We start from the raw sequence: 12392 nt of genomic DNA, 5'->3' as shown, positions 1-12392 counted from the left end.
TGAATCGTGATGTCCCGTTCGCTTTCGCAAACCGGTGAGTCAAAGCGCCGCTTCAACTGGCCGACCGGCACGCCGCAAATCGCGGCGCTGCTGGTGGTGCTGCTGGTTGATAGCCTGGTTGCCCCGCATTTCTTCCAGATCATCGTGCAGGATGGCCGCCTGTTTGGCAGCCCGATAGACATTTTAAACCGTGCCGCGCCCGTGGCGCTGCTGGCCATCGGGATGACGCTGGTGATTGCCACCGGCGGGATTGACCTCTCCGTCGGCGCGGTGATGGCTATCGCCGGGGCCACGGCCGCCTCCATGACCGTGGCCGGGCACAGCCTGCCGGTGGTCCTGCTGGCAGCCTTAGGTACCGGCGTGCTGGCCGGGTTATGGAACGGTATTCTGGTGGCGGTGCTGAAAATCCAGCCCTTTGTCGCCACGCTGATTTTAATGGTGGCCGGGCGCGGCGTCGCGCAGCTGATTACCTCCGGCCAGATTGTTACCTTCAACTCACCGAGCCTGGCGTGGCTCGGCAGCGGCAACCTTCTGTTCTTCCCGACGCCGGTGATTATTGCCCTGGCGACGTTAGTGGTGTTCTGGCTTTTTACCCGCAAAACGGCACTGGGCATGTTCATTGAGGCCGTCGGGATCAACATCCGCGCCGCGCTCAACGCCGGGGTCAACACGCGGCTGATGGTGATGCTGACCTACGTGTTGAGCGGTATCTGCGCCGCCATCGCCGGGGTGATCGTCGCAGCGGATATCCGCGGAGCCGATGCCAACAACGCCGGGCTCTGGCTGGAGCTGGATGCGATCCTGGCGGTGGTCATCGGCGGCGGGTCGCTGATGGGCGGACGCTTCAACCTGCTGCTCTCGGTGATCGGCGCGCTGATCATTCAGGGCATGAACACCGGGATCCTGCTCTCCGGTTTCCAGCCGGAACTCAACCAGGTGGTGAAAGCGGTGGTCGTGCTCTGCGTGCTGATCGTCCAGTCGCCGCGCTTTGTCAGCATCATTAAGGGGATCCGTGGCCATGATAAAACGTAATTTACCGCTAATGATCACGCTGGGCGTGTTTGTGCTGGGCTACCTCTACTGTCTGACGCAGTTCCCCGGTTTTGCCTCGACGCGCGTGATCTGCAATATCCTGACCGATAACGCCTTTTTAGGCATTATCGCCGTCGGCATGACCTTTGTGATCCTCTCCGGCGGGATCGACCTCTCCGTCGGCTCGGTGATCGCGTTTACGGGCGTATTTCTCGCAAAGGCGATCGGCTTCTGGGGCATCTCACCGCTGGTGGCGTTTCCGCTGGTGCTGGTGATGGGCTGCGCGTTTGGCGCCTTTATGGGGCTGCTGATCGACGCGTTAAAAATTCCGGCGTTTATCATTACCCTCGCGGGAATGTTCTTCCTCCGTGGGGTGAGCTACCTGGTGTCGGAAGAGTCGATCCCGATTAACCATCCGGTGTACGACACGCTCTCCAGCCTGGCGTGGAAAATCCCCGGCGGCGGCCGCCTGAGCGCGATGGGGTTGCTGATGCTGGGCGTGGTCGTCATTGGCATCTTCCTTGCTCACCGTACCCGGTTTGGCAATCAGGTTTACGCCATTGGCGGCAACGCCACGTCGGCTAACCTGATGGGGATCTCGACCCGCAGCACCACCATCCGCATCTATATGCTCTCGACCGGCCTGGCGACGCTGGCGGGTATCGTCTTCTCGGTATACACCCAGGCGGGCTATGCCCTCGCAGGCGTGGGCGTTGAGCTGGATGCGATTGCTTCTGTGGTCATCGGCGGTACGCTGCTCAGTGGCGGCGTGGGGACGGTGCTGGGGACGCTGTTCGGCGTGGCGATTCAGGGGCTGATACAAACCTATATCAACTTTGACGGCACGCTCAGCTCGTGGTGGACGAAGATCGCCATCGGCATTCTGCTGTTTATTTTTATTGCCCTACAGCGTGGTCTGACGGTGCTCTGGGAGAACCGTCAAAGCTCACCTGTTACTCGCGTAAACACATCGGTAACAGAGCGATAACACGCTGAATTTGCTTAAAGTCTAAACATTTTCCGGTAGCGGCCGATACTCTTTTTTTATGCCCAGAAATATCTCGCTACCGGAAATAATATCATGCTGAAAACGCTATCGATTCGTACCGGCTTGCTCTCTTTACTGGCCGTTATGACCCTTCTGCTGCTGATTGTCAGCGGCATTGGCATTTATGCCCTCACACAGAGTTCTTCTTCGCTGCAGCGTATTAATCACCTTCAGGGTGAGCAAATGGTGCAGCTTAATTCAGGCTATACGCTGATCCTGCGCGCGCGCAATGAAGCGGGTCAGGCCGTCCGCATGATGGAAATCGGCATGCTGGACGATGCGGCCAACGCGGTAAAAAACATCAACCAGGAAGTCGCCCTGGCCCAGAAAACGCTGAAGGGCGTGATCGACGGCGGCGTGGCTGACGAGCAGGGGCAACAGCTGCTCAATAAGGTGGCGACCAGCCTGGGGGCGTATACCCAGCAGGGGATCAACCCGATGCTGAGAACCCTCAATGACCAGAGCGCGGACGGGTATTACGATCTGCTGGAGAAGACGCTGATCCCGCTGGCGTCAACGTTCGATAATGACATGCAGGCGTTTCAGAAATGGAGCGAAGCGCGAGGTCTGGCGGAAGTGAATGCCGTGCAGGCGAGCAAAACCCACGTCCTGATCCTGATTATCGTCGCAGCGCTGCTGACGGCGGGCATTATTGTGCTGGCCTGGCTGGCGCTGCGCCATATGCTGCTCAAGCCGCTCTCGGCGTCGATTGCTCAACTGGAGAATGTGGCAGCGGGTGATTTAACCCATACGCTGGCTGCGCCCGCGAGCCAGGAGTTTAACCGCCTTAACGCGGTGATAGAGGAGATGCGTCAGTCGCTGATGAACTCGGTTCTGCGGGTACGCGATGCCAGCGCGCAGATTGACACCGGCAGCCGCGAGCTGACGCTGGGAAACCGCGATCTCGCCGAGCGTACGGAATCCACCGCCACATCGCTGGAGCAGACGGCGGCCAGCATGGAACAGATCACCGCCACGGTGAAGCTCAACGCCGATAACGCCGAGCAGGCGCACCAACTGGCGAAATCGGTGTCCGACACGGCCGATCACGGCAGTGAAATGGTCTGCTACGTGATTGAAAAAATGCGCGATATCTCCGGCAGTTCGGCGCGTATCGCTGACATCCTGAGCGTGATCGACGGCATTGCCTTCCAGACCAATATTCTGGCGCTTAACGCCTCCGTGGAAGCGGCGCGTGCGGGCGAGCAGGGGCGCGGTTTTGCCGTCGTCGCGGGCGAGGTGCGCAACCTGGCCAGCCGCAGCGCTGACGCGGCGAAAGAGATTCGAACGCTTATCGGCGACTCGCAGACCCACGTTAACGAGGGCAGCGAGCTGGCCCAGCAGGCTGGCGAAACGATGGACGAGATTGCAACCGAAGTGCTGCGTATGACCAAACTGATGCGTGAGATTGCGACCGCGTCTCATGAGCAGAGCCGCGGCATTGAGCAGGTGAATATTGCGGTGAACCAGATGGACGAAACCGCGCAGCAGAATGCGGCGCTGGTGCAGCAATCCTCTGCCGCGACCCGCTCCCTTGAGGAGCAGTCGCGTCAGCTGATGGAAGCCATGTCATCATTCAAAGTGACGACTCAGAACGCGGCATAATATTACCCAGCCCCGGTACGTTCTGTGTCGGGGTTTTATTCCTTCCGGAATTAAGCGCCCCGATATTATCGTGAATTTCACCCATTAATATTTCCAGTGAGCTGGTTAAGGCTAACGCTTTTTCAGTCGGTTCAAGATATAAACCTTTACGGAAAAATAACGGCTCATCAAAGAGTTGATTAAAACGCTTTAATGCCAGACTCACCGCAGGACGGGACATCTCCAGACGCAAAGAGGCCTTTGCCATGCTGCCGCAGCGGACGATTTCAATAAATACAGGGATAAGATTTAAATCAATACCGGTATTAGCACGGGAATAATTTTTCATTGCGATTCTGCTCCACGAAATATCTGTCAAACTGTTATGGAAATAATGCAGGAGCAGTGGCGAAGATTAAAGCATGTTTTTTATAAACACTTATACGGTAAAATATATAAATGACCAGGGGAGCCGGATCGGCTCCCCTGAAGAGAGGGATTACGCGTCCGGGTACTCACGGATGAAACGTTCGACGTCTTCAACCATGTGGTTGTTGCCGACGAAGAATGAACGGCGCTGGTGAAGGCTTTCCGGCACGATCTCCAGAATACGCTCTTTACCGTCGCTTGCCTTGCCGCCCGCCTGTTCGGCCAGGAACGCCATCGGGTTGCATTCGTACAGCAGACGCAGTTTCCCGTCCGGGTGGCTGGCGGTGCTTGGGTAGAGATAGATGCCGCCTTTCAGCAGGTTACGGTGGAAATCCGCGACCAGAGAGCCAATATAGCGGGATGTGTACGGGCGCTGCGTCGCTTTATCTTCTTCCTGGCAGAATTTGATGTACTTCTTCACGCCGTTCGGGAAGCGGATGTAGTTGCCTTCGTTGATGGAGTAGGTGTTACCCTTCTCCGGGAAGCGCATGCGTTCCTGGCTCAGACAGAAAACGCCCAGGGAAGGATCGTACGTAAAGGCGTGCACTCCGCACCCGGTGGTGTACACCAGCATGGTGGAGGAGCCATAAACCACGTAACCGGCAGCAACCTGATTAATGCCCGGTTGCAGGAAATCTTCTTCGGTCACCGGCGTGCCAACAGGCGTGACGCGGCGGTAGATGGAGAAAATGGTACCGACAGAAACGTTAACGTCGATGTTGGAGGAGCCGTCGAGCGGATCCATCAGAACAACGTATTTCGCGTGTTCACACCCTTCGAAAACAACAATTTCATCTTCTTCTTCGGAGGCGATACCCGCAACGATGTCGCGCGCGCGCAGTGCAGCTTTCAGTTTTTCATTTGCGAACAGATCGAGTTTCTGCTGAACCTCGCCCTGAACGTTCTCGGCACCGCTGGCACCCAGGATATCGACCAGACCGGCCTTGTTGATATCACGGTGGATGATCTTAGCGCCCAGCTTTATTGCCGACAGCAAAGCAGTGAGTTCACCGGTAGCATGAGAGAACTCGTGCTGCTTTTCGACAATAAATTCACCTAACGTTTTCATAACACTTTCCCTGCATCTTTGTGAGTAGAGCGATTGTATGTTCACTAAAACGACTAAAGCCCAACAATCTTAACAAATATTCAAATAGTAGCGCAGAGGTGAATCGCGCCAGCAGGATACGGATTTTCCTGAAATGCGTTTCACACCCGCTGACATGTGAGTAAAATGTGCGCCACATTGAAGAAGGATAGTGACGTATGCGCATTCATATATTGGGGATTTGTGGCACTTTCATGGGCGGACTGGCAATGCTGGCGCGCTCGCTGGGCCATGAGGTGACAGGTTCGGACGCCAATGTGTATCCGCCAATGAGCACACTTCTGGAGAAACAGGGCATCGCTTTAATTCAGGGCTACGATGCCAGCCAGCTGGATCCTGAGCCGGATCTGGTGATCATTGGCAACGCCATGACCCGCGGCAACCCGTGCGTTGAGGCGGTACTGGAACGCAATATCCCGTTCATGTCCGGCCCGCAGTGGCTGCATGACTTCGTCCTGCGTGACCGCTGGGTAGTTGCCGTTGCCGGTACCCACGGCAAAACGACTACCGCGGGCATGGCGACCTGGATCCTCGAAGCCTGTGGCTATAAGCCGGGCTTCGTCATCGGCGGCGTACCGGGCAACTTTGACGTTTCTGCGCGCCTGGGGGACAGCCCGTTCTTTGTGATCGAAGCCGACGAGTATGACTGCGCGTTCTTCGACAAGCGCTCTAAGTTCGTGCATTACTGCCCGCGCACGCTGATCCTCAATAACCTTGAGTTTGACCACGCGGATATTTTTGACGACCTGAAGGCCATTCAGAAACAGTTCCACCACCTGGTGCGCATTGTTCCAGGCCAGGGCCGCATCATCCTGCCGGAAAACGACATTAACCTGAAGCAGACCCTGGCAATGGGCTGCTGGAGCGAGCAGGAGCTGGTGGGTGAGCAGGGCCACTGGCAGGCGAAGAAACTCAATGCCGATGCCTCCGAGTGGGAAGTGCTGCTCGACAGTGAAAAAGTGGGTGAGGTGAAGTGGGGCCTGGTGGGCGAACACAATATGCACAACGGCCTGATGGCGATTGCCGCAGCGCGTCACGTGGGCGTTCAGCCTGCGGATGCGGCGAATGCGCTGGGCTCGTTTATCAATGCCCGCCGCCGTCTGGAACTGCGCGGTGAAGCCCACGGCGTCACCGTGTATGACGATTTCGCGCACCACCCAACGGCCATTCTGGCCACGCTTGCCGCCCTGCGTGGCAAAGTTGGCGGTACCGCGCGCATTCTGGCGGTCCTGGAACCACGCTCGAACACCATGAAGATGGGCATCTGCAAAGACGATCTCGCGCCGTCGTTAGGACGTGCCGATGAAGTCTTCCTGCTGCAGCCGCAGCATATTCCGTGGCAGGTCGCGGAAGTGGCCGATGCCTGCATTCAGCCGGCACACTGGAGCGCAGATGTGGATGCGCTCGCGGATATGGTGGTGAAAGCCGCTCAGCCTGGCGACCATATTCTGGTGATGAGCAACGGCGGTTTTGGTGGGATCCATCAGAAGCTGCTGGACGGGCTGGCGAAGAAAGCGGAAGCGGCCGCCGAGGCGTAAAAAAAAGCCCGGTGGCGCTTGCGCTTACCGGGCCTACGTTCTTTTCCCCCTCGCCCCTCCGGGGTGAGGGGAACGCATTACTCTTCGTTCTCAGACAACTCGCGCAGATACTGGAAAATCAGGCGCGCAGACTTCGGCGGCTTATTCCCTTCTTTCTCTTTCTTCGCGTTGCGGATCAAGGAACGCAGCTGCTGGCGGTCGGCATCCGGCCACAGGTTCAGCACTTCCGGTACGGCGTCATCACCCTGTTCAATCAGACGATCGCGGATCTGCTCCAGCTTGTGGAACAGCGCAACCTGCTGGTTGTGGCGGTTTTTCAGCTTGTCCAGCGCCTGGCGGATCGGATCAACATCGCGCTGACGCAGCATTTTCCCGATAAGCTGAAGCTGGCGACGACGGCCTTCTTTTTTGATTTTCTGTGCCAGTTCAATGGCATCGCGCAGATCCTGGTCGAGCGGGATCTTATCCAGCGCGTTTTTACCCAGTTCTACCATTTCCGCGCCAAGCTGTTTTAACTCTTCGGCGTCACGTTTAATTTCACTTTTACTGACCCAGATGATCTCATCATCTTCGTCTTCGATGTCATCACCGGGAACGTCGTCGAGCCAGTCTTCGGGCTGCTTAGTCATGTCAGGCTCCTTAAAAAAAGAGGCTAATGTTACCAGTTAAGACGCGCACTGAAAAACGGTTCTCTGTTAGACTTCAGTTAACTCTCTCTTACAGTATGGCATTTGCGATGAAAGTAACCTCACAAGTTGAAGCGCAGCGTAAGATTCTGGAAGAAGCCGTCTCCACCGCGCTGATGCTTGCTTCAGAAAAATCAGATGGCGCCGAAGTGGCGGTCAGCAAAACCACCGGCATTAGCGTGAGCACCCGCTATGGCGAAGTGGAGAATGTCGAATTCAACAGCGACGGCGCGCTGGGTATCACGGTATATCACCAGAATCGCAAAGGCAGTGCGTCATCCACCGATCTCAGTCCGGATGCCATCGCCCGTACGGTGCAGGCCGCGCTGGATATCGCCCGTTACACCTCGCCGGACCCTTACGCCGGCGTCGCAGATAAAGACCTGCTGGCGTTTGATGCGCCGGATCTCGATCTGTTCCACCCGGCGGAAGTGACCCCGGACGAAGCCATTGAACTGGCTGCTCGCGCCGAGCAGGCATCTCTGCAGGCCGACAAGCGCATCACCAATACCGAAGGCGGCAGCTTTAATAGCCACTACGGCATCAAAGTCTTTGGCAACAGCCACGGCATGCTGCAGGGCTACTGCTCTACCCGCCACTCGCTCTCCAGTTGCGTCATCGCCGAAGAGAACGGTGACATGGAGCGTGACTACGCCTACACCATTGGCCGCGCGCTGGGGGATTTGCAGTCTCCGGAGTGGGTAGGCAAAGAGTGCGCCGAACGCACGCTGTCTCGCCTGTCGCCGCGTAAACTCTCCACCATGAAAGCGCCGGTGATTTTTGCCAATGAAGTGGCGACCGGTCTGTTTGGCCATCTGGTGGGGGCGATTGCGGGCGGCTCCGTTTACCGTAAATCAACCTTCCTGCTCGACTCGCTGGGCAAGCAGATCCTGCCGGAATGGCTGACCATCGAAGAACATCCGCACCTGCTGAAAGGGCTGGCCTCCACGCCGTTCGACAGCGAAGGCGTGCGCACCGAGCGTCGTGACATTGTCAAAGACGGCGTGCTGACCCAGTGGCTGCTGACCAACTACTCTGCGCGCAAGCTGGGGCTGAAAAGCACCGGGCACGCGGGCGGCATTCACAACTGGCGCATTGCCGGGCAGGGCCTCAACTTTGAGCAGATGCTGAAGGAGATGGGCACCGGTCTGGTGGTGACCGAGCTGATGGGGCAGGGCGTCAGCGGCATCACCGGAGACTACTCTCGCGGTGCGGCGGGCTTCTGGGTGGAAAACGGTGAAATCCAGTATCCGGTGAGCGAAATTACCATCGCTGGCAATCTGAAGGATATGTGGCGCAATATCGTTACGGTCGGTAACGATATTGAAACACGCAGCAATATACAGTGTGGTTCTGTATTACTTCCGGAAATGAAAATCGCCGGACAATAGAGATAGCGTTTTGTTAATAATAAAAAAGGAAGTGAGCAATGCGTAAACATCTGTTAGCGATCGTCGCAGCTTCAACGCTGGTTCTTGGCTCTTCTGCGTTTGCTGCCGATCTTGAAGACGACATGGGCATCCTCGGTCAAAACCTGAAGGTGGTGCAGAAAACCGACAATGCGGCGGAAATGAAAGACGCGCTGACCAAAATGCGTGAAGCGGCGCTGGACGCCCAAAAAGCGACGCCGCCAAAGCTGGAAAGCAAAGCGGCAGACAGTGCAGAGATGAAAGACTACCGCCACGGCTTTGACGTGCTGGTCGGCCAGATCGACGGCGCGCTGAAGCTCGCTAACGAAGGCAAAGTGAAAGAAGCCCAGGCGGCGGCCGAGCAGTTTGTGACCACGCGCAATACTTATCACAAAAAGTATCGTTAATTGGGTGCCTGAGCTGTACGTCCTTCCCCGTATGCGGAGGCGCATGACGCGCCCCCGCATCCTTGCTCCCTACTGGCCGGAGCGACAATCCATCCGCGCTGTCACTTCAAGCGAGCCGTTTCGAAAACGGATTTCGCACAGTGTTTTCCTCGTCACTAGCGTTAAGATGATTATTGTCAAAGCAATAATCATCAAAACCCCGATACTTGGGTTTCTGCGTTTCATGGATGCCTCCTTGCTTTAAAGCGGGCGAGGTAGCGAACTCCACGGTCGTGACGTGTCGTTTCGAGCCCCCGCCCTGATTTTCTATCAGGCGGGGCTTTCCACTTTCCGTCCCATGCCTGAGACGGTCAGTCTCAAGCACCCGCCGCCACTCTACCCAATCCCCATAAGAAAACCTTATCCACGTCACATTTCTACGAGCCTGCTCGGAATCTTTTCCACTCTGCTTACCCGTTCGTTCCCGCGTAATAGCGTGATATTCATCACGTGAATACATCGATTTATCCAGATTCGGCGCATTTATGTGGCACAGATCACTGCTGCGGCTCGCCTTTCCACTTCGAAGTGGAAAACAACTCGCTACAAACCCGTCCCTCCCACCGTTAGTTTTAATCCAGAGCCATTAACGGGGTAAGACCAGTGATTAACGGAGCGGTAATGAACGACGTTGGGGAACAGGCGGTGCAAACAGATCAACTCGCAAACACCATGCTGCAGCAGGTCTATGCCCTGCTGGCCCGGAACAACATCATCCCCAATGCAGTACAGGAGCAGATGCTCACCTCCCACGTGCGCGCCATGGCGCACCGGTCCGTGACCGGCGAGCCGCTGCCGGAGGTTGAAGCAGAGCTGTTTGACGAAATTTCACCGGATTCAATGCGGCTTGCCCGTGAAGTGGTCGCGCAGTTTGGCAACCTTCCTGATGAAGAAGCCTGGCTGCTCTCCGTTCACTTTGAAGTCGCAAAAGACAACCTTTAAGGAGCAACACATGGAACAGATTACAGTCGTGATTGGCGATCGCCTGGGTAAAGGTCAGAAAGTGGCTGCCGGTGTGGAAAAAGCAGGTGGACGCGCGGTTGTCGTACCGGGCATGGCGGCAGACATGAAGCTGGGCGACGTAATGAAAGCGGAAAACGCCACCTTCGGCATCTCCTTCTGCGGCAGCGGCGGCGCGGGTGCCATCACCGCCCAGACCAAGTATGGCTACAAAGCCAAATACGGCATGCGTTCCGTGGAAGAGGGCGTGACCGCCATCAACGAAGGCTGCAACGTGCTGGGCTTTGGCTTTATGGATAAAGAAGAGCTTGGCGAGCGTCTGGTACAGGCGTGGCAGAAGAAATACGGCGCATAAGCATGAAAGAACAGTTCACAACCACGGTGAGAGTGAAGGGGAAGGGCGACGCCAAAGCGCGCGCCTTTGCTGACGCGCTCAACCACGTTCAGGCCGCGGTGATGAAAGCCTCACCGCATATCTTACTGCGTATTGAGCCACAGGATGTGCAGGTCGTTCAGGCGCAAGAAGCGGTGCGTAAAGAAGCGTTTCTGTTCTTCTTTCTGCGCCGGGAAAGACGCACCTACAGCGTGGAGCTGGATGTGACCGTCAACGTGACAGCCATCAATCTCGACCAGGTGGATTTTGTCACGCAACGCTGATTATTCATAAAAGGGCAGACTGATGTTCTTAATTATATTAATAAAATCGCTCATCATTGGCGGCCTGGTTGGCGTCGGTGTGGGCGCCGGGGCTGCACGCATGTTTCATGCGCCTACCACTCAGGGTATGGGCGCGTTTCGTACGTTGGGGGAACTGAACTCCTGTGAAGGGGATCCGGCGTCCCACTTCTCCTTTGGGTTAGGTTTCTTCTTTAACGCCTGGGCCTCTTCCGTGGCCGCAGGGGCTTTCACACAGGACGTTGACCACCGCATCATCCCGAACTGGGGTGCGGCTGCACTGATGATCAAAAACCGTAACGTCGGCGAAACGCTGCACGATCCCCGCAAAATGGCGATTGCCTGCGGCGTGATCGGCATGATCGTCGTGACCTTCCTTAACCTGACCGCCTCCTCCGTTCCTGCTGCGCTTCAGGTCACCGCCGTGAAGGTGCTGGTGCCGGCGGCGAACCTGCTGGTGAACACCGTGATGCCGGTGATCTTCTGGCTGGCAGCCATCGATGCGGGTAAAAAATCGGGCTTCTGGGCCACCATCTTCGGCGGCGCGGCGCAGTTGATTATGGGCAACGCCGTACCGGGCTTGGTGCTGGGGATCCTGATCGGGAAAGGCGTGGAAGAGAGCGGCTGGAACCACGTCACCAAAGTGATGATGGCGGCTATCGTGCTGCTCTTCGTGCTGAGCGGCTTCTTCCGCGGTTTCGACATGAAGATGATCGAATCCTTCCATCTGACCGTGCCGAACTGGCTCGACATGATCCACAACTCGCTCAGCGGTAAATAACAGGAGCCTCTAAATGGAACAGAATAAAGGTTTTTGGTATGCCGACTGGTCGTTCCCGATCTTCGTTGGCCTGCTCTCCTCCGGCGTGTTTGCCGGGACGCACATGTACTACCTCTACGGCATCGGCGCGTTTAACGAAGTGGCCTTCGTGGCGATGCTGAAAGCGGGTATTGATACCGGCGTTTACGGCGCGGTGGCAGCGTTTGGCGCGAGCTTCCTGTTCGCCCGTATTATCGAAGGGTCGCTGGTCGGTATTCTCGACATCGGCGGGGCGATCCAGACCGGCGTAGGTCTCGGCGTACCGGCGCTGCTGCTGGGCGCGGGGATCATGTTCCCGGTGACCAACTTCATTGCTTCGCTGATCACCGGCCTGGTGATTGGTCTGGCGATTGGCTACGTCATCATCCTGGCGCGTAAGTTCACCATCAACCAGAGCAACTCCACCTACGGCGCAGACGTGATGATGGGCGCGGGCAACGCCTCAGGCCGCTTCCTCGGGCCGTTGATCATCCTCAGCGCCATGACCGCCTCCATTCCAATCGGCGTCGGCTCGTTGGTGGGCGCGCTGCTGTTCTACATCTGGCAGAAGCCGATTACCGGTGGCGCTATCCTCGGCGCGATGATTCTGGGCTGGCTGTTCCCGGTTGCCCTTTAATACCCGCGGGCGCACTGGCGCCCGCCTTATCAGGAGATCCT

General features: G+C 57.0%; 15 protein-coding genes. 11 read left to right on the top strand and 4 right to left on the bottom strand.

Annotated features, from left to right (window positions below):
- Positions 1-6: 6 nt before the first annotated feature.
- From ytfT to F3J31_RS16700, 3 genes are all read left to right on the top strand, one after another.
- Positions 7-1032 carry a galactofuranose ABC transporter, ATP-binding protein YtfT gene (gene ytfT, locus F3J31_RS16710; protein ID WP_167214253.1) on the top strand — a complete coding sequence of 342 codons (1026 nt, stop codon included), beginning with the start codon at positions 7-9 and terminating at the stop codon, positions 1030-1032.
- Positions 1019-2020, top strand: coding sequence for a galactofuranose ABC transporter, permease protein YjfF (yjfF, locus tag F3J31_RS16705; RefSeq protein WP_021240694.1), 1002 nt, complete (start codon positions 1019-1021; stop codon positions 2018-2020). Before ytfT ends, yjfF begins: the two co-directional genes overlap by 14 nt.
- Before the next feature lie 93 nt (positions 2021-2113).
- Complete coding sequence (locus tag F3J31_RS16700) at positions 2114-3685, top strand: methyl-accepting chemotaxis protein (RefSeq protein ID WP_167214250.1); 1572 nt, start codon at positions 2114-2116, stop codon at positions 3683-3685.
- Here the strand turns inward: F3J31_RS16700 and F3J31_RS16695 are convergent.
- Positions 3657-4013 carry a LysR family transcriptional regulator gene (locus F3J31_RS16695; protein ID WP_167214247.1) on the bottom strand — a complete coding sequence of 119 codons (357 nt, stop codon included), beginning with the start codon at positions 4011-4013 and terminating at the stop codon, positions 3657-3659. The genes F3J31_RS16700 and F3J31_RS16695 overlap by 29 nt on opposite strands.
- 150 nt (positions 4014-4163) lie before the next feature.
- Positions 4164-5162 (bottom strand): class 1 fructose-bisphosphatase, encoded by a 999-nt coding sequence (gene fbp / locus F3J31_RS16690; protein ID WP_008501416.1) that lies wholly within the window; start codon positions 5160-5162, stop codon positions 4164-4166.
- 197 nt (positions 5163-5359) lie between these two features.
- On the opposite strand from fbp, the gene mpl reads away from it, so the two are divergent.
- Complete coding sequence (gene mpl, locus F3J31_RS16685) at positions 5360-6739, top strand: UDP-N-acetylmuramate:L-alanyl-gamma-D-glutamyl-meso-diaminopimelate ligase (protein WP_167214244.1); 1380 nt, start codon at positions 5360-5362, stop codon at positions 6737-6739.
- A 77-nt stretch (positions 6740-6816) separates the two neighbouring features.
- Here the strand turns inward: mpl and yjgA are convergent, their stop codons facing one another.
- Entirely contained in the window at positions 6817-7368 is a 552-nt protein-coding gene (yjgA, locus tag F3J31_RS16680) for a ribosome biogenesis factor YjgA (RefSeq protein WP_008501414.1), read from the bottom strand.
- A gap of 95 nt (positions 7369-7463) precedes the next feature.
- Here yjgA and pmbA point away from each other — a divergent pair, with 95 nt between their 5' ends.
- Both pmbA and cybC read left to right on the top strand, forming a co-directional pair.
- Entirely contained in the window at positions 7464-8816 is a 1353-nt protein-coding gene (gene pmbA, locus F3J31_RS16675) for a metalloprotease PmbA (protein ID WP_032643854.1), read from the top strand.
- 38 nt (positions 8817-8854) lie between these two features.
- On the top strand, positions 8855-9241 hold the full coding sequence (cybC, locus tag F3J31_RS16670; RefSeq protein WP_008501412.1) for a cytochrome b562: 387 nt from the start codon (positions 8855-8857) through the stop codon (positions 9239-9241).
- 69 nt (positions 9242-9310) lie between these two features.
- Here the strand turns inward: cybC and F3J31_RS16665 are convergent, their stop codons facing one another.
- On the bottom strand, positions 9311-9466 hold the full coding sequence (locus tag F3J31_RS16665) for a Hok/Gef family protein (protein WP_072061332.1): 156 nt from the start codon (positions 9464-9466) through the stop codon (positions 9311-9313).
- Positions 9467-9883: 417 nt separating this feature from the next.
- Between F3J31_RS16665 and F3J31_RS16660 the strand changes: the two genes are divergently transcribed.
- The 5 genes from F3J31_RS16660 to F3J31_RS16640 are packed head-to-tail and all read left to right on the top strand — an operon-like array spanning position 9884 to position 12351.
- Entirely contained in the window at positions 9884-10222 is a 339-nt protein-coding gene (locus F3J31_RS16660) for a glycine dehydrogenase (RefSeq protein ID WP_086374949.1), read from the top strand.
- A 10-nt stretch (positions 10223-10232) separates the two neighbouring features.
- Entirely contained in the window at positions 10233-10595 is a 363-nt protein-coding gene (locus F3J31_RS16655) for an SFCGS family glycine-rich protein (protein ID WP_023293430.1), read from the top strand.
- A gap of 2 nt (positions 10596-10597) precedes the next feature.
- Positions 10598-10897 carry a DUF4312 family protein gene (locus F3J31_RS16650; protein WP_006810338.1) on the top strand — a complete coding sequence of 100 codons (300 nt, stop codon included), beginning with the start codon at positions 10598-10600 and terminating at the stop codon, positions 10895-10897.
- 22 nt (positions 10898-10919) lie between these two features.
- On the top strand, positions 10920-11696 hold the full coding sequence (locus F3J31_RS16645; protein WP_008501408.1) for a DUF4311 domain-containing protein: 777 nt from the start codon (positions 10920-10922) through the stop codon (positions 11694-11696).
- Positions 11697-11709: 13 nt separating this feature from the next.
- A complete protein-coding gene (locus F3J31_RS16640) occupies positions 11710-12351 on the top strand; it encodes a DUF4310 family protein (protein ID WP_003856081.1) in 642 nt (213 codons plus the stop codon).
- Positions 12352-12392 lie beyond the last annotated feature (41 nt).

This window comes from Enterobacter sp. Acro-832, assembly GCF_011752745.1.
Lineage (GTDB): Bacteria > Pseudomonadota > Gammaproteobacteria > Enterobacterales > Enterobacteriaceae > Enterobacter > Enterobacter quasiroggenkampii.
Note: the sequence above shows the minus strand (reverse complement) of the source record. Positions and strands in the feature narration are given on the sequence as shown.